The following is an 18048-nucleotide window of genomic DNA, read 5'->3' on the forward strand; positions in this document are numbered from 1 at the left end:
TATCTATTTATTAGGAGCCTGGAACATTCCTCACTTTACTTGAGGGATGTTTTCTATGTTTTCAGGATATGTAATCCAGTCGCTCCAACTACCTAGATATAATTTTACATTAGAAAAACCTGACTCCATCAAAGCAACAATGTTTGGACATGCAGTTACACCTGAACCACAATAAACGATAATTTCCCTATCATCTGTAAGTTCAGTAAACCTCTCCTTTAATTCACTATTTGATTTCCAATAGCCATTTTCCTGAAGATTATCTTTCCAATAACAATGTGCCGCTCCAGGAATATGACCTGCTACCTTGTCTACAGTCTCTTCTATTCCCTTATAGCGCTTTTCCTCTCTTGAATCCAAGAGCTGAATTCCTTCATTCCCGATGATTTTTTCCTTAATCTCATTAGCAACTGTAAGCATTTGTTCCTGGACATTAACATTGAATCTCCTTTTGTCCACATGAGGTATCTCGTTTGTGACCGGAAGACCTTTATTCTTCCAATGCTGTAAGCCCCCATTTAATATATATACCTTTTCATGACCTAAGTAGCGTAATAACCACCAAAATCTAGAGGCAAATGCTCCTGCTTGATTATCATAGGCAACAACTGTTACTGATTCATCAATACCAGCTGCTGATAGCTTTTCACTCAAGTCTCCTAAATCAGGTAATGGGTGCCTTCCCCCATGCTTTCTCACCTTACCAGATAAGTCGGTTTCTAAATCAAAATAAAAGGCATTAGGCAAATGCTCCTTCATATAGTGCTCGAATCCCGCAAGAGGACTTCCTAATTTAAAATTACAATCAATGACCCTAACATCCTCTTGATTCAAATGCTCGTCTAACCAATCCATCTCTACTAATATTCCCATATAATCACCCCAGTTTAGTTGCTAATAAAATTAAAATGACACCCGTACTTATTTATATATATCTGTGCAAAGTAGGGAAAAATCACGTTCGAAGGTTCCATTGGAATAACTTCGAATAGTTAGAATTTTCTTCATTTTATCATTTCAAATCAAATTCTGCTAGGTGTGATTTAATAAGTTGCTATTATCTCGGGCTTATTAATGAAAAAATATGCAAAAGAGAACGTTTTTTTACCTTTTTATCAATCATCGGCATTGTTTCTTCAATATCCAGTTGGCTACTTTCTAAAGAATTTTCAATAGAAGTTACTCTTTCATCAATACTCTTAAGCATGTTCATCATTTGCTCAATCTCATCACGATGACGTAATATTTGATAGCCTACTACTTCGTCAGCTTTCAACTCTAACCTTTCCTCTAAACGCTCTATCTTTTCCATCATATTCTTAATTTGCTTTTCATATTGGAAGGTCGATACTCTTTCTTCTCTCTTTACTTCAATTGCTTCATTAGTAGATGAATTCCCAAGCTGTACTTCTCTCATTCTTTTGCCTTCGTTTAGTTGAGTCTTAATATCTCTTAGGATTTCTACCTGTTCCTTACTGAAAGTATAATGCCCGCTTTCATTTAATTCACATTCAACATTGAAATGTTTAACCCATCTTTGCACCGTTGTTGGATTTACCCCTAATAGCTCCGAGACGTCCTTCGTTTTTAATACAGATTCCATGTAAATCCCCTCCAAATAAATTTAGATAAGAACTAATTCTTACTTTTTCTTTTTTTTCCTACGTTACTGACAAAACTAGAAGTGATTCGTCAAAGAAAGTGTCAATCTCCTAAAAACAGGTTAATTGAGGAATTATTTGTAACCAATACTCGAATTGAATCGATTGTCGAATTCAGCAAATACTATCTCTGAAGTGTTTGATTACCTATCTATATTGGAGGGATTCATAATGGCAAAAAATCGAAATGCAAAAAAACCGAAACAAGAGGCACCAAAAAGTCAGCAACGAGCAAATGCACCAGGCTATGGTGATAAAAAATTAGAAGGACCAAACAGTCCGGCTGAATAAAGCTCTAAATTTTTTTTAGGCCAATGCTAAGAAGCTCTCTCTCTCTTGGCATTGGCTCATTATTTTCTATATCTTCTCTTCATCAAACAATTTTTTCGGTAGTAAAAATTCCTCAATTCTCATCGACACATACAATTCCTTTTGTTTAAGTAATACATTAGTTGTCATCTCATAATCTTTTGTTTCTTTAATCGGGGTAAAGTAATCGTTCACTACATGTTCATCCACTTTTTCTGACCAATCTTCAAGTTGATGTCGTTCATGATGGATACTAGGAAATATCATACGTAGTATGGGACTTGTTTTTTTTGTTGACCATTTTACATACTTTTCATAATCTCGTCTTGAGCCTGTATGTGTAACCTTCGACAAAAATTGATGAAACTGTCCACTCTCTTTTGAATGAAATAATAGCCACGCTAACCTCTTTCCAAGGTCTATTCGTTTCTTTATTTTTATAAAATCTTCCACATAAAAACCATATAATTTTCCAGCCAGTGTAGGGAAAATAACATTGCTAAGGTGCATTTGCTCCTGGATATTATAAGGAACAGAGTGAAAAACCTTTTGATAGTGATGATGTTCAATGACTGGTTTTTGAATTAAGTTTTGTTCATTAATAATTAGTGCCGTACGGAGCCGCTCAAGCCCTTGAAACTTCCAGAAATTCTCCCACTCTTTCACCATAAATTGAGAAACATGAAACTCCTTTAATAAATGAAAAAAAGGAACATTGTATTTTTTGGATGCTTCATAAATTAGTAACTGAGGAAAGGCATCTGAAAAAATGAGCCAATTAGCACGTTCATACGTCATAAATAATTCGTTTCTAAAATTTCTTGGTATCATTCTTCTGAACCAATTACTTTCTAAATCTGTCATACTCCAACCAGCATTTCTCGATACAAAACTTGCTAATAAGGCCCACTGGATTTCATTATGTCGTTTAAAAAAGCTCTGATAAAATACGGTACGTGAAATGTTATCGATATTTCCTCTTCTAACGATCCTGCTAATATAATTTATTAATTTTTTTTCACTTGGACAAGTACCCAACATATTCACCTCCACCTGTGCATAGAGTTTATGGTCGTATGTATGTGTATACTATATTTTGTAAGTTCCTTTACATAATGTTTCATAAAGCTGATATTGTAAATTCCCCGATTGATATGATATGATCTAGTGATGAGATTTTCTCTCATTCAAGTTTAGTTGTTATACAAAAGGACGGTGATGATGTGCCAGTTCGGTATCCAAACGGAAAAAAGTTTGTCCCAAAAAGTACGACAAATAAAAAGAAACCAACAAAACCGTTGAGTTATAGTAATCGTGGAATGTCACTTGAAGAAAGTATTAATGAATCTAATGAATTTTATTTAAGTCGTGGAATGGCAGTTATTCATAAAAAGCCAACTCCCGTACAAATTGTTCAAGTAAATTATCCAAAACGTAGTGCAGCTGTAATTAAAGAAGCTTATTTTAAACAGCCGTCAACAACAGATTACAATGGAGTTTACAAAGGAAAACACATCGATTTTGAGGCGAAGGAATCTAGAAATAAAACATCGTTTCCATTAAAAAACTTCCATGACCATCAAGTGGAACATATGAAAAATGTACTACAACATGATGGCATATGTTTTGTCCTACTTAGCTTTTCAAATAATCAAGAAGTCTATCTATTAGACGCTTCACATATCATTGACTGTTATGAAAGACAACATATTGACCGAAAATCAATCCCAAGGTCTATCATTGAAGATTGTGGGTATCTCGTAGAAACTGGCTTCCACCCACGCATTGATTATTTAAAAATAGTAGACCAAGTATATTTTTAACATTAAATTACATTCTATACATCTTTCTATCGATACTTTTTATCATGCTCTATAAGTGTGAGTTTCTATTCTGATATTCCTTAAGGATGATAGACATTTCTCTACACCTTATATCGAACTCCTCTTACATTAGAAAGGAAGAAAACAAAATGTCAGAACAAAATATGAATAGTAGACAAGGTCGTCGGAGAGCCAAAGAACAGTCAAATGCTAAATCAAAACGTAAACCTAGTGGCCTCCTAAAAAAAATACTTCTCTCAGGTTTAATTATGGCTGTAATAGCAGTAGTTGCAGGTGGAATTACATTATTTGCGATGATTAAAGATGCACCACCACTTGACCGAGAGCTTCTCATGTTCTCACAACCGGCTGAGATACTTGACCAAAATGATGAAACAGTGTCCCTATTACAAGGAACTGAAAATAGGGTAAACGTCAGTATTCATGATGTCCCGCAAGTTCTTGAAGATGCTTTTATCGCGACTGAGGATGTTCGTTTTCGTGAGCATTTCGGCTTAGACGTTCGTCGTATCATGGGAGCTATTGGTGCCAATATTACTGGGGGTTTTGGAGCTGAAGGGGCAAGTACGATTACACAACAGGTAGTGAAGAATGCCTTCTTTACATTTGAAAAAACGATTACTCGTAAAGTACAAGAGCAATATTTAGCTGTTAAATTAGAACAGCAATATTCAAAAGATCAAATTTTAGAAATGTATTTAAACGTGATTTATTTTGGTGAAGGTGCATATGGAGTTCTTCAAGCTTCAAGATCATACTTTGGAAAAGAGTTAGAAGAATTAACAGTTGAAGATGCAGCGCTTTTAGCTGGAATTCCTCAAAGACCTAATCACTTTAATCCATTAAAAAATCCAGAGGGTGCTGAAACTAGAAGAAATACTGTTATTTCTTTAATGGAACGTCACGGAAAAATTACAAGCTCAGAGGCTGATTTAGCAAGAGCTGTTTCTGTTGAAGACCAATTAAACCCAGCTGAAAAAGCGTCATATCCATATGAGTCATTCCTTAACCTCGTATTATCTGAGGTAGAAGACATGGAAGGAATTTCAGCTACAGATTTATATACGGCAGGCTTAAAGATTTACACGACTTTAGACCAAGATGCACAAGCTCATGTTGAAAGAGTTCTTCAAACAGATGAACTCATTAACGGCTACCCTACTAACGAAGATTTCCAAGCAGGGTTAACACTACTTGATACACAAACAGGTGAAATTAAAGCTATAGGTGGCGGACGTCAAAATACAGGTGTTAAGCGTGGATTTAACTATGCTACTGACATTAAAAAACAACCTGGTTCTACAATAAAACCTGTACTTGATTACGGTCCTGTTATTGAACACCATCAGTGGTCAACTGGTGAAATTATCATTGATGAACCACATACGTATAATGACCATGCAAAAACTCCTGTCCGAAACTACACAAGGAGCTATGAAGGTCCCGTTACAATGAGACGAGCATTAGCGAGGTCATTAAACGTACCTGCGATTAAAGCGTTACAAACAGTTGGTACTAACCAAGCACAAGCATTTGCTGAAGGCGTTGGAATACCATTTGATGAAAAAATGACAGAAGCATATGGGATTGGTGGTTTTAAAACAGGTATCTCAACATTAGACTTAGCTGGATCTTACCAAGCATTCGGAAATGAAGGCCAATATATAAAACCACATACAGTTCGAAAAATTGAATTTCCTGATGGACGAATCATTCATACAAACCCTGATTCTGAAACAGCAATGCAAGATTACACTGCTTATATGGTAACTGACATGCTAAAATCTGTTGTAACAGAAGGTACAGGGACGATTGCCAATATACCACAGCTACACCTTGCCGGAAAAACAGGTACAACAAACTTTAGTACTGAAGACCAAAGTACGTACAACATACCAAGTGGTGGTGTTCCAGATGTTTGGTTTGCTGGATATACGACTAGGTATACAGCTGCCGTATGGACTGGATTCGATAGAAAAGGTCAAGGTAATTACCTTAGTGGGAATGAACGTCGCCTAGCGCAACAAATTTTTAAAGCAGTCCTAGAGGAAGTATCTAAAGGAATTGATACTCCTGACTTTAGACAACCACCTTCCGTCGTGAAAGTGGGAATTGAACGAAGCACTGGTTTACTACCAAGTGATTTCACACCATCAAGTGAAATTGTTTATGAGTTATTTGTAAAAGGTACAGAACCGACTAGAGTCTCTGAATCCTTCAATCAATTAACAGCTCCGTCAAACTTAACTGCTGGTTACAATGAAGACACCGATCAACTTATCATGAGTTGGTCATATCCTGAAGCTGAACAAGGTAACGTCTCTTTTAGAGTATCAGCAAGTATTGATGGCGGTGAATTTACAGCATTAACAATTACTAACGATATGCAATACATTCTTTCTCATCCACAATTAGGGGCAACGTACCGACTACGAGTTACAGCAATTTCAGATGATGTTAGTGGCTTAGAGAGTGACCCTGTTGAGGCGAATGTGTCAATTCCAGATATGGAAATAGACATTCCTGACCCAATTGAAGACGTAGAGCCTATAGAAGAAGAGGAAGAACCTCAAAGGCGTGAAGAGGAAGAACCAATCGATATCATTCCTGATTTAGGAGAGCCGCTTGAGGACGAACCAGATGATAACGAAGAAGAACCGCAAACAACTGAATAATGTAAAAAGTGCTAGCTCATATATGTGAGCTAGCACTTTTTATTGATTCGTTTTGAAGAACTTCAGTCGATTGTCGGTTAACTATTCACCGAAACCCGTCTTATAAAACAGTTACTATTTCTTTTGCTTCAGTTTCTAATGATTGCTGTTCACTTTCATTAAACATTGCTTCAAATCGAGTGACTTCTTGCTCTAAACCTGTTGCTAAGCGATCTTTAATTTCTTGTTCCGCTTCTTGACAACGTAGCTCGATTTGTTTCGTAACATTGTTAACAACCTGTTCAATCGATTGACCCGCGAGTGAGGTACCTTCTGAAATTAGATCATCTTTCAATGTTCTAATGGCTCTATTTTCAAAGAAATCTTTCTTTGATTTAAAGTACGAACGATACTTATCCGCTTGAATCGGAATAAAAGCTTCTAAATTGCCTAATTCAATAGACTCAACCTCTATTTTCTCTTCACAATAAAGGTGAGGTAATTCATCTCGTAATTGAATAAGTTGCTCCTTTAACCATCTGGAGGAACGGTCACTTATACGTTGCTCAAGTCGAATCATAGTTGCTTCTAGCTCTTGCTTTAAGAAATACTCACCTAAACCTCTCCAGTCTTTGATGCCATTCGTTAATTGTTCATGCTGTGCCTTCTTACTTGAGCCTGTAATTGTAGCTACATTCACGGCATTTGGGAAGTAATCATTTAGAACAAATTTAATACGTTCTCGTAAATAGAGCATTAATTGTTCTTGCTCTTGAAGTACATCTCTTACAACTGGTTGGAAAGACACTTCTTCAATTGTTTGCTTTAATGAGCTAACTCTTGTTTTTAACTGATCATACTGTGCTTTTTGCTGTTCTTTTTCAGCATGAATGAACGTTAAACTATCATTAATCTTGTCTTTTAATTGAGATAATTGCTCACCGATCATTTTAACGCTTAACTGTTTAAGGTCTGCAATCGTTTGTTGATAGAACGCTTTTTCAAATTTAGAGAATAACGTTTCCTCTATACTCTCATCCTTCTTCGCTAGCAGACCCTGTTTACTTGATAAGTGATATAAACGTGGTGATTCTATTCCATTCATTTTTAACTGGTCATACACGTGCTTACGAACCCCATTCAGCTCTTGCTCTGTTGAAGCTAAATCCGCAGCATTAATTACAAAATATAATTTATCGTGACGATAGCTTTCGTTCACTTTCCCCATCTGCTGTAGGAAGTATTGGTCAGCCTTTGAGAATGCATGATTATAATAAGTTAAATAAAAAATAGCATCTGATTGACGTAATTGTTTGAAGGCTACATTTGTGTGACGTCCATGAATCGAGTTAACCCCTGGAGTATCAACTAATATAATTCCTTGCTCTGTAATTGGACAATCATAATAAATTGTTACCTTTTCTAATAGACAGGCATTTTCCTCTTTTGCAACAAGATTGTTCATTTCTTCATGCGAAACAGAAAATTGACTTCCTAATTCCCAATCTGTCTTCGATAAACTATCGCGAATAGTCACTAGATAGTCCGCATAAGTCTTTTGCCAACTTGTAATAAAAAGCTTCATGTTGGGCTTCCATTTTAACAGTGAATCAATTGAAAGCTTTTCTTCTAATTGCTCACTTACTGAGAGAATCTCTTGTTCAAGCTGTTCTCTTGACTTCACATATACGAGAGCCGTTCCACTTGGGTGTTCCTCAGTCGAGCGTTGGACTGTATTAACCGTTGCAGTTGTCGGATTTGGCGATACTGGTAAAATTGCATCACCAAGTAATGCATTAGCAAAGCTCGATTTTCCTGCACTGAAAGCTCCGAATAATGAAATAATAAATGTTTGATTTTCATAACGATTTATACGATTTAATAACTGTTCACGCTCGTGCTTTAATACTGTTTTATCTTGATATTTTTCTAAATATTGTTTAACATTTTGAAGCCATTGAAGCGACTCTTCCTCTGAGAAATTAGTTGTAACCTCTTCTCTAACTTCTTCCTCCCATGTCGTATCAATGACACTTTCCTCTGGTAAAATTACATTACCAAAGCTATCTGGCTGTTCTTTCGGATAACTCTTTTTCAAAGATTCAGTAATTGCTTTTTCAAACTGACCCTTGTCTTCACTATTTGCATAAAACGACTGAAGTAATTCAACTTTATCGTCAAACTTCTTACTAGTTTCCTTGATTTTCGTTACATATGCTTCAATTTTCTTGAACTCTTCTAGTTCTACTACGATTCGCTCTTTCTCCTCATCCCAATGCTTTCTCATTCCATCCTTTTGAACCTCAAGTAGATGACGAGCATTTTGCTGTAGCTCCTTGGTTATTATCTCTGTAAGCTGTTTTGTGAATTGAAATACATAATCTCTACTTGTATTTTCAACCTTAACATTGTTTATAAAAATCTCAGGCTTTACCTCATACGATATATCTTCATAAGCCTGTTCAAATTCATCTTTATTCGATAATTTCAAGCGATCAACTTTATCGAAATAGCTTCGCATGTGGAAGATTAATAAGCTTTTAACTTTATCCTGTAGGTCAGCTAGTACCTTTCGTAGGCGTTCATCTTGTTCTTCCTTTGTTTTCTTTTTCGCAAATAATAAACCTACTTTAAAACCTGGCTGCATGCTTTCGAGCCAATTTCGCGTTAAATCAGTTGTTGTATATGGGAATAGCGTTATATTCTTAAACAGCTTCCCGATTTCGAATGCGAACTGTTCTTCTAATAGATTAGGGGCATTTTCAATAGCTTCTAATTCCGCTTCTAATTTTTCTCGCTTTTCTAAATCATCTTGTGCATAGCCTTCTTGCTTCATTTCTTCAACAATTGTGTCTACTTCTTCAAGCTTTTCATCAATAAAACGACCTTCAACCGCTTTCATTAAACCGATTTTTAAACGTTCTTCAGATAATGAAATTAACTCTCCACTGTTATACAAAAGACCTTTCATTTGTCTTTCGAATACATTGAATTGATTTAATGGATGATTAGGGAATTTCATCGTTGTAAAATACATTCCTAAAAAGTTAATTTCCCATCTTCCAAATACATCCTCAATCGACTGCTGAAACTGAGCTAAAGGTATTTCTTCCTCGTTATGTTTATCTATCTGATTAATGATAATAAAAATAGGCTTCTTTTCTTTCGATAATTGCTTTAAAAAGTAAAGATTTGTCTCCGATTGAACATGATTATAATCCATCACGTAAACAATAAGATCAGTTGTATATAATTGCTCAACAGTAACTGCCTGATGAGAATCATCAGTAGAATCAACACCTGGTGTATCTAAAATTGTTGCATGGTCACCTAAGAATGGTAACGGTGCTGTTATCGTCATGCTACTGATTTCTCGACCATTCATACCCCATTCCCTTACATTTTGCCATGGGATTTCTCCTTCCCATACATTCGATTCTCCACTTTCTGCTTCAATTGCAAGTGCTAGTTCACCATTTTTAATCCCAATAATATTAGCACTAGTTGGAATAGGGCTAGTAGGCAATACTTCTGCACCTAGTAACGTATTTAAAATTGTTGACTTTCCTGCAGAGAAATGTCCACAAAAAGCAACTTCAAATGTTTTATTATTATCTTTTTGTTCTAGTTTTTCAAGACGATACTCCTCTTCATCATTAAATGATAACTCTCGTCTTGCTCGTTGAATTACGTCATCTTTCACTATTGTCATTTTTATTGCACCTTCCCTTATTTGTGTACATACAAGTGCGTGGTTGATCTAATAAACACGACTTTCTAAACAATCTCTACTATATCGAATTTTCAGTCAAAAGGAAAGGATGCTCTATCCGAGTGGACTGAAAAAGATTTTTTCTTTTTCAGTCCACTCGAAGTAATAAGCAAAGCCGCTGCATTTTTTTGAAGTTTCACCTGTGCAACGTGCAAAGCAATTACTACCTTTCCTAATTGACTACATTCAAACTTTTTTCATATACTTTTCTTCTCGATTAAAAGAACTTTATAGAATAGTTTTTCACTTTCCTCAAACATTGCTTTTAACTGAACAAAAGAGTGAAATAAACTTGGGTTCTTCAATATAAATGAAAACCTTTCTACTACATTGACTGGTTTGTGTTGAAGCTGTTCTAGTTCTCTTTCCCATTCCTTTATGCCATTTACCGACTGATTATTTAACCAATGAAGATATTGAATAAACAAAGTAATACTATGAACCATTGGCACTATCGCTTTTTTACGATCTCTTTTTTGAAAGTAAGTAGTTAACACTGAATGGTTTTCTTGCCAAATTTGAAGGATAACTTTCAGTGAAGTTTCTTTGTCTTTCCAAGGCTTTTCCTCATTATTACCAATATAAAAGTTGATATCATCATAGAATAAGTCATCCATCAATCGTTGTTGTAAAGGTAGTCCCTTATTAAGTTGAATTTTGTCCCCCTGCTGATAGAATGGTTCTAGACAAAACAGTTCAGGAACAATTATCTCCTCACCCATGTAATCACCTCTTCTTCATCCGTTTTTTGCCTTCACGACAAATGTCAAGTAGTGGACATATCTCACATTGAGGAGATTGAGCTTTACAATGATAGCGTCCGAAGAAAATTAAGCGATGATGCGTATCTGACCAACGGTCCTCGGGAATTTTTCTCATTAAAGTTTCCTCTACTTGAAGGACGGAATCTTTCCATCGACAAATCCCTAGTCGCTTTGAAACTCTTTCAACATGCGTATCAACAGCAATTGCTGGCACGCCATAGGCTACTGACATAACAACATTGGCTGTTTTTCGACCTACTCCAGCTAATTTCACTAACTCCTCACGAGTATTGGGAACTTCGCCATTATGCTCTTCGATTAAAGCCTGTGATAGTTTTTTTATATTCTTAGCCTTACTACGGAACAATCCAATTCTTCTAATATCCTGTTCAAGTTCTTCTAATTCAACGTGAACATAATCCTCTGGCTGTTTGTATTTAGCGAATAAGCCAGGGGTTACTTTATTGACAAGGGCATCTGTACATTGAGCTGACAAAACAACTGCAATGAGTAACTCGAATGGATTACTATGTGTTAATTCACATTCTGCATCAGGAAACATTTCTGTCATTGTATCTACTACTTCATTGATTTGTTTTATTGTAAGCAATGCGCTTTTCTCCTTTTATAAAATAAGTAAAGCTGTCTCAAAAGGCTTGTCCATACCTTTTAAGACAACTTCTTTATTGCTCTAGCCAGTTATAGGTAGGGAAGGAGTTTTCTTTTTCTGTTGTAGCCTGTGGCTTCCTTCCCTTTTGTTGATATTTACGGAATTTTTCACCATAAGCACGTGCTTGTTGAACTGTTTTGATTCCATTCTTACTCCATTCAAACAATATGCGGTCAATATATCGTAGGCTTAACTTCCCAGCGACAACAGCTTCCTTTAATGCAGCTTTTATTAAAGCTGGAGAGTGATTGTCCTGGTCAAGCCACATTGTTAACGTTTCACATTCCATTGGAGAAAGTGGTCTACTTAATTCGCGTTCAAACATCGTAAACACATTCAATTCCTCTTCTTGTTTTACCGCTTTTTCCGCTTGTTCTTCTTGCCCATGCAAATGAAAAAGTAGCTGCTCCCATAATGGTTCTAACGTATATGATTCCGACATGACTCCTTCTTCTTGCAACTCTTTTAAAGCAAGTAAGTCACGTTTTAGTAGCTGATTCAGTATTTGTGCACATTTATCAGGAGAATGTGTCATTCGTCTCGCTAAATCATCAGGGGTTGGAAAAAGATACCCTTCCTCTAAAAATGTATGAACATGTAATAATACAACGAGTTCCTCTTCATTTATTCCTAAATCACTATAATGGATAAGCAAAAGCTTAGGGATGGATGTGTGACCTGATGCCATCCAACTCACCATAAATTTCTTGTTCATATGCAAACACCTCACCCTTTATTATACCATGTTTAGCTCAAATACAGGCTAAAAAATGAATATAGTAACAGATTCACGTTGGATTTTTTGCAAAACGTTCTTTTGATGGAACAACGAGTGAAGCCACTAATTATTTAAACGAAACAACTAGTTTTCTTAGCCCCAAAACGGTTGGACTCAAGCCATTTTGCGCTTTGAATATTGATTTTTTGTTTCATATTAGCCAAGAACTAAAAAACCTCCACAGAGGGAGGTTTTTAGTATTATGGATAAAGACGGTTAAGTAAACGTGGGAAAGGAATTGTTTCCCTTACGTGCTCAGCACCTGAAATCCAAGCAACTGTTCGTTCAAGACCTAAACCAAAACCTGAGTGTGGTACTGAACCATATTTACGAAGCTCCACATACCATTTATAAGCTTCTTCATCTAATTTATGCTCTTTTAATCTTTGCTCTAGCAAATCTAAATTATGAATACGTTCCGACCCACCGATGATTTCGCCATACCCTTCAGGAGCAATTAAATCTGCACACAGAACAACATCCGGATTGTTCTGGTCAGGCTGCATGTAGAATGGCTTTAGTGAAGTTGGATAATGTGTGATAAACACAGGCTTATCATAACTTTCTGCAATCGCCGTTTCATGTGGTGCACCGAAGTCGTCACCCCATTTGATATCATCAAAGCCTTTTTCATGAAGGAACTTTAGTGCATCGTCATAGCTAATTCTTGGGAACGGTGCAGTTATTTTTTCTAACACAGACGTATCTCTTCCTAATGTTTTTAATTCTAGCTCACAATTCTTTAAAACTGATTGAACAATATACGATACATATTGCTCTTGTACTTCTAGATTGTCTTCAAATTCAACAAATGCCATCTCAGGTTCAATCATCCAAAACTCAATTAAATGGCGTCTTGTTTTTGATTTTTCAGCACGGAATGTAGGTCCAAATGAAAATACTTTTCCAAGAGCCATTGCCGCTGCTTCCATGTATAGCTGTCCTGATTGTGAAAGGTATGCATCTTCATCAAAGTATTTCGTAGCAAATAGCTCAGACGTACCTTCAGGTGCACTACCTGTTAAAATAGGTGGGTCAACCTTAACAAATCCTTCTTTGTTGAAAAATTCATAAGTAGCTCGAATAATTTCATTACGGATTTTCATATTTGCATGCTGTCTCTTTGAGCGCAACCATAGGTGACGATGATCCATTAGAAATTCAGTACCATGTTCCTTTGGTGTAATTGGATAATCAACAGCTTCATGAATAACATCCACCTTCGTCACTGTTAATTCGTATCCAGAAGGTGAACGTTCATCTTTCTGTACAACACCTGTTACATATAATGAACTCTCTTGAGTTAGATTTTTTGCTTGTTGAAATATTTCTTCTCCAACATCACTTTTCACTACAACTCCTTGAATAAAGCCAGTCCCATCTCGTAATTGCAGAAAAGCAATCTTTCCACTTGAGCGCTTATTTGCAAGCCACGCTCCGATAATGACCTCTTGTCCGACAAATTGTCCAACATTCCCGATTGTCGTTTTCACACTTTTCCCTCCATGTGATTCATTCTATGTATATAATATTTCTCAATATACAATTATACAACCTATTAAAAAAGGAAGTCAATTTAGTGACAATTATGAATAATGAATGATAAGTTATAAATTAAAATCAGTAACATTTATAAATAAACCCTAATAATAAAATAAACATACATTATACATTCTAGCTTTTGATTTTACATTCATCATTCATAACTCAGAATCCATAATTAAAAAAGCTCTAGCAGAATAATTTAAATTTCTGCTAGAGCTTTTTTAATTATTTGCTTTTCTTTTCAATAAAACGTTTAATTCTATCTAGAGCCTGTTCGAAATTATCTAGTGATGTAGCGTATGAAAGACGTACATTCTCTGGTGCACCAAACCCCGAACCTGGGACAAGAGCTACTTTCTCTTCTTCTAATAATGCTGATACCCAATCATCAACATTGTCATAACCGCACATTTTTGCAGCTTCAATTGCATTCGGGAACAGGTAAAATGCACCTTTAGGCTTAACGCAAGAGAAACCAGGAATTTTAATAAGTTGCTCATACACTTTGTTTAAACGCTCTTCAAATGATACACGCATTGTTTCAACAGAGCCATCATCCTCTGTGTACGCCGCAATCGTTCCATATTGAGCATTAGCTGTTGGATTTGATGTACTATGACTTGCAAGGTTTGTCATCGCTTTGATTACTTCAACATTACCTGCTGCATACCCAATACGCCAGCCTGTCATTGAATGTGATTTAGAAACACCGTTAATTATAATCGTTTGTTCTTTTACTTCATCTGACAATTGAGCAACCGAAACATGTTTAGCTCCATCATAAACTAATTTCTCATAAATCTCGTCAGAAACGATAAGAATGTCTTTTTCTAAACAAACCTTCGCAAGCTCTTCCATTTCTTCTTTAGAATACATAGAACCTGTTGGGTTACTTGGTGAATTTAAAATAAATGCTTTTGTTTTTCCAGTAACAGCTTGCTCTAGCTGTTCTTTTGTTACTTTAAATTCATTGCTTTCTTTCCCTTCGATATAAACTGGATTACCACCAGCAAGCTTAACTTGCTCAGGATAGCTTACCCAATAAGGTGTTGGGATGATAACTTCATCACCTTCATCTAGAATCGCTTGGAATAGCGTATAAAGTGCATGCTTCGCACCAGAACAAACAATGATTTCACTCTGACTATATGTAATTCCTTGGTCTTGCTTAAATTTCTCGATAACAGCCTCTTTTAACTTTGGAAGACCGCCTGCTGGTGTATATTTAGTATGTCCTTCCTCCATTGACTTAATTGCTGCATCAATTATGTATTGTGGTGTATTAAAATCCGGTTCACCAGCTCCTAACCCAATAACATCATGTCCTTCTTCACGTAGGGCTTTTGCTTTTGCAGTAATCGCTAACGTTGATGAAGGTGTTAATGTTGACACTCTACTAGCTAATTTCATGTTATTTCCTCCCCATTTGAATTTAATTATTACTATAAGGGTTGTTTGCCTTCAATTCAACCTTTTTATCAGACAACTTAGTTAATTATGAATTACGATTTATTAATTATGAATGATAAAAATACATAATTATATAGCCAAAAAAGAGTGTAACTTTTTTAACTTATAACTCATAACTCATAATTCATCATTGCCTCCTCAGGCTGTATCTCTTCACAAACGTCCCATTATCAAAGGTAATATAGTGATAGGCGTAACGGTCTTCGTTATCGATGTACGCAATTTCATATACAGGCAATTCACGCTCCACACCTAAGCGAATTGATACGAGCTTGTCCAGTGGTAATTGTTCATTAGCAAACTGAATGACTTGTTCTTTAGACCATCCATCATCTACCTTTTTCGTTACTATCTTTTCCCTGTCTTCACGAATCCAAACGATAATATTTTCCTCTTCCTCATTCATCCCAAAAATGACTGTATAAGCATCACTGCCGAAATAATGTTTAACATCATTAACTATACTTATTTCTGTGTTCTCATGCGCAAACTGAACTAGTTCCTCTTGACTTTCTACAAGGGGTGCTCTAACTATTATATAAAAATAACTAGTTAACCCAATGATAGCGAGCAGTAGGATTAAACTACCTAAAATAAACCATTTTTTCATCCAATCACCTACTATGTACGATAAATGGTGAACACCATTTTCGACGTATCACTTTTATCTAATGCCAATCCAAACATTACATCACTTCGTTTAAGTGTACGGTTAAGAGCATCAACAATTTTGTATCTGTCTTTTGACTTTTCAATTTTCACTGTCGATAGTACATCCATTTTCTGTTTCATCAATTATTCCTCCGCCTTATAAAAAGTTCTCCCTGAATGGTCAAGATTTACTAATCATAGTTAGCAGGAACTAACCAATACTAACATTATCGCTCACCAAAGGAGGGATTGAGCGTGCAAGACCATACAATTCTTATCGAAAGGAACACGTCTTCAACTGCCGAACAATTCCAAAAGGAAAAGCAGTTATACGCCCTTTCGTCCAAAGCACGTCCCACAAAGCTAGAAATATTGAATTGCAATGTAAGACAAACCCAATTCCCTATCCTATTGAATCGTGATTAAAACCAATTTGCTGTGTAAGAAAACAAAAAAATATTCCACCTCACACCTCATAAGATCCTGTACTTACCCTACAGGGTCTTTACGCTTGTATTCGATTATATTGTTTATTTGCTTCAAAGATAATCCTTTCCTCATCAACAGTCAAACAGTTTCTATCTTTCATAAGTTGTTTCCCTTTCACATAAACATCACATACATCAGCACCAGAAGCTGAATACACTATGTGTGAGATAATATGTTCTTTCGGTTGGAGATGTGGGTGTTTACTTGGGTCAATTGTAATAAAATCAGCTTCGTTTCCTTCCGTTAATGAACCTATGTTATTATTCTGAAGAGCCTTTGCACCATTCACTGTTGCAAACTGTAGCGCCTCTGTTGCAGTAATTACCGTTGAATTATATGTATTACCTTTATGTATTAATGCGGCCATTCGTAGTTCTTGGAATACATCGAGATTATTATTTGAGGCAACACTATCAGTACCAAGAGCAACAAGTACTCCCTGTTTTATCATTTTTGGTATTGGTGCGATACCTGAACCTAATTTCAAATTACTCATCGGATTATGTGAAACAGCTACATTATTTGAAGCCAAAATATCAATTTCCTCATCATTAACATGAACCCCATGAGCAATGAGCGTAGGCATAGAAAATACCCCCAAAGAAAGTAAGTGTTCAACTGGACGAATTCCATATTGAGCAATATGGTCTTCAACCTCTTTTTTAGTTTCTGACAAGTGAATATGAATTGGAAGCTCGTTCTCCTTTGCTTTCTCAACAATCATTTCAATAAATGAAGGAGGACATGTATAAGGGGCATGAGGAGATAACATAGTTTGAATACGTCCGTCTGCTTGACCTCTCCAATTTGTCGCAAACGAAACTGCCTCGTCTAGTTTCGCCAGTTGCTCTACTTCTGAACATAAACCTATCATACCACGAGTGATTACAGCACGTAGACCTGACTCATCTACAAGATTTGCTATCTCATCTAAAAAGATATGATACATATCAAGAAACGTCGTTGTCCCTGTTTTCATCATTTCTAATATGGCAAGAGAGCTCGCTGCTTTCACTGATTCCTTATCGAGCTTCGCTTCCATCGGCCACATTTTTTCCTTAAGCCAACTTTCTAATGGTAAATCGTCAGAGTAGCCTCGTAATAAACTCATTCCAGTATGTCCATGCGTATTTATAAGTCCTGGCAGTACCCATTTCCCATTTAAATCAACTAAAGTCGTATCTTTGTCTATCGTATCTGGTAAACCTTCACCAATTTGTTTAATCTTATCTCCTTCAATATGAAGAAAACCATTATAAACATCAAGATTACTGTTCATTGTAACGATAACGCCATTATAGTATATAACTGACAATTCAATTCTCTCCCTTTAATAGCTTCGCAGGTTGCGTGCATTACATTAAGGTCACTGAAAAGGTGAAAAACTACACTTTCTCTGTGACCTTGAAAACGCACTTTTTTAGTACATTTATATAACTAC

The 18048-nt window shown here is 36.0% G+C and carries 15 protein-coding genes; 3 read left to right on the forward strand and 12 right to left on the reverse strand.

Annotated elements, in window-relative coordinates:
* Window positions 1-30: 30 nt before the first annotated feature.
* The 3 genes from CD003_RS09525 to CD003_RS09535 all read right to left on the reverse strand — a co-directional run bounded on the left by CD003_RS09525 (window position 31) and on the right by CD003_RS09535 (window position 3011).
* The gene (locus CD003_RS09525) at window positions 31-867 is read right to left on the reverse strand and encodes a sulfurtransferase (protein WP_096202313.1); all 837 of its coding nucleotides are present in this window, start codon (window positions 865-867) and stop codon (window positions 31-33) included.
* A gap of 190 nt (window positions 868-1057) precedes the next feature.
* Window positions 1058-1603 (reverse strand): chromosome-anchoring protein RacA, encoded by a 546-nt coding sequence (racA, locus tag CD003_RS09530; protein WP_096200891.1) that lies wholly within the window; start codon window positions 1601-1603, stop codon window positions 1058-1060.
* Between the two features lie 415 nt (window positions 1604-2018).
* A complete protein-coding gene (locus CD003_RS09535; protein ID WP_096200892.1) occupies window positions 2019-3011 on the reverse strand; it encodes a DUF2515 family protein in 993 nt (330 codons plus the stop codon).
* 182 nt (window positions 3012-3193) lie between these two features.
* Between CD003_RS09535 and recU the strand changes: the two genes are divergently transcribed.
* Window positions 3194-3793, forward strand: a complete 600-nt coding sequence (recU, locus tag CD003_RS09540) for a Holliday junction resolvase RecU (protein WP_096200893.1) — start codon at window positions 3194-3196, stop codon at window positions 3791-3793.
* A gap of 149 nt (window positions 3794-3942) precedes the next feature.
* A complete protein-coding gene (locus tag CD003_RS09545) occupies window positions 3943-6489 on the forward strand; it encodes a PBP1A family penicillin-binding protein (RefSeq protein ID WP_096200894.1) in 2547 nt (848 codons plus the stop codon).
* A 100-nt stretch (window positions 6490-6589) separates the two neighbouring features.
* On the opposite strand, the gene CD003_RS09550 is transcribed toward CD003_RS09545, so the two are convergent.
* The 8 genes from CD003_RS09550 to CD003_RS09585 all read right to left on the reverse strand — a co-directional run bounded on the left by CD003_RS09550 (window position 6590) and on the right by CD003_RS09585 (window position 16259).
* The gene (locus tag CD003_RS09550) at window positions 6590-10180 is read right to left on the reverse strand and encodes a dynamin family protein (RefSeq protein WP_096200895.1); all 3591 of its coding nucleotides are present in this window, start codon (window positions 10178-10180) and stop codon (window positions 6590-6592) included.
* 257 nt (window positions 10181-10437) lie between these two features.
* Window positions 10438-10962, reverse strand: a complete 525-nt coding sequence (locus CD003_RS09555) for a YpoC family protein (RefSeq protein ID WP_096200896.1) — start codon at window positions 10960-10962, stop codon at window positions 10438-10440.
* Window positions 10963-10966: 4 nt separating this feature from the next.
* Complete coding sequence (gene nth / locus CD003_RS09560) at window positions 10967-11614, reverse strand: endonuclease III (protein WP_096200897.1); 648 nt, start codon at window positions 11612-11614, stop codon at window positions 10967-10969.
* Window positions 11615-11687: 73 nt separating this feature from the next.
* A complete protein-coding gene (locus CD003_RS09565) occupies window positions 11688-12389 on the reverse strand; it encodes a DnaD domain-containing protein (RefSeq protein WP_096200898.1) in 702 nt (233 codons plus the stop codon).
* 263 nt (window positions 12390-12652) lie between these two features.
* Window positions 12653-13945: an asparagine--tRNA ligase gene (asnS, locus tag CD003_RS09570; RefSeq protein ID WP_096200899.1), complete on the reverse strand. Its 1293-nt coding sequence runs from the start codon at window positions 13943-13945 to the stop codon at window positions 12653-12655.
* A gap of 277 nt (window positions 13946-14222) precedes the next feature.
* Entirely contained in the window at window positions 14223-15407 is a 1185-nt protein-coding gene (locus CD003_RS09575; RefSeq protein WP_096200900.1) for a pyridoxal phosphate-dependent aminotransferase, read from the reverse strand.
* A gap of 187 nt (window positions 15408-15594) precedes the next feature.
* Window positions 15595-16077 carry a cell wall elongation regulator TseB-like domain-containing protein gene (locus CD003_RS09580; RefSeq protein ID WP_096200901.1) on the reverse strand — a complete coding sequence of 161 codons (483 nt, stop codon included), beginning with the start codon at window positions 16075-16077 and terminating at the stop codon, window positions 15595-15597.
* A gap of 11 nt (window positions 16078-16088) precedes the next feature.
* Window positions 16089-16259: a YpmA family protein gene (locus CD003_RS09585; RefSeq protein ID WP_096200902.1), complete on the reverse strand. Its 171-nt coding sequence runs from the start codon at window positions 16257-16259 to the stop codon at window positions 16089-16091.
* Window positions 16260-16373: 114 nt separating this feature from the next.
* Between CD003_RS09585 and CD003_RS21850 the strand changes: the two genes are divergently transcribed.
* Complete coding sequence (locus CD003_RS21850) at window positions 16374-16544, forward strand: hypothetical protein (RefSeq protein ID WP_179295504.1); 171 nt, start codon at window positions 16374-16376, stop codon at window positions 16542-16544.
* A 79-nt stretch (window positions 16545-16623) separates the two neighbouring features.
* Here the strand turns inward: CD003_RS21850 and CD003_RS09590 are convergent, their stop codons facing one another.
* Window positions 16624-17922, reverse strand: a complete 1299-nt coding sequence (locus tag CD003_RS09590) for an amidohydrolase (RefSeq protein WP_257008290.1) — start codon at window positions 17920-17922, stop codon at window positions 16624-16626.
* Window positions 17923-18048 lie beyond the last annotated feature (126 nt).

It is taken from the genome of Bacillus sp. FJAT-45350 (assembly GCF_002335805.1).
Classification (GTDB): domain Bacteria; phylum Bacillota; class Bacilli; order Bacillales; family NISU01; genus FJAT-45350.

Coding starts and splice junctions, on each gene's coding strand:
- CD003_RS09555 (WP_096200896.1), bottom strand. CDS start 10,962: ATGGGTGAGGAGATAATTGTTCCTGAACTGTTTTGTCTAGAACCATTC.
- CD003_RS09585 (WP_096200902.1), bottom strand. CDS start 16,259: ATGAAACAGAAAATGGATGTACTATCGACAGTGAAAATTGAAAAGTCA.
- CD003_RS09565 (WP_096200898.1), bottom strand. CDS start 12,389: ATGAACAAGAAATTTATGGTGAGTTGGATGGCATCAGGTCACACATCC.
- CD003_RS09580 (WP_096200901.1), bottom strand. CDS start 16,077: ATGAAAAAATGGTTTATTTTAGGTAGTTTAATCCTACTGCTCGCTATC.
- CD003_RS09535 (WP_096200892.1), bottom strand. CDS start 3,011: ATGTTGGGTACTTGTCCAAGTGAAAAAAAATTAATAAATTATATTAGC.
- CD003_RS09550 (WP_096200895.1), bottom strand. CDS start 10,180: ATGACAATAGTGAAAGATGACGTAATTCAACGAGCAAGACGAGAGTTA.
- CD003_RS09545 (WP_096200894.1), top strand. CDS start 3,943: ATGTCAGAACAAAATATGAATAGTAGACAAGGTCGTCGGAGAGCCAAA.
- racA (WP_096200891.1), bottom strand. CDS start 1,603: ATGGAATCTGTATTAAAAACGAAGGACGTCTCGGAGCTATTAGGGGTA.
- CD003_RS09575 (WP_096200900.1), bottom strand. CDS start 15,407: ATGAAATTAGCTAGTAGAGTGTCAACATTAACACCTTCATCAACGTTA.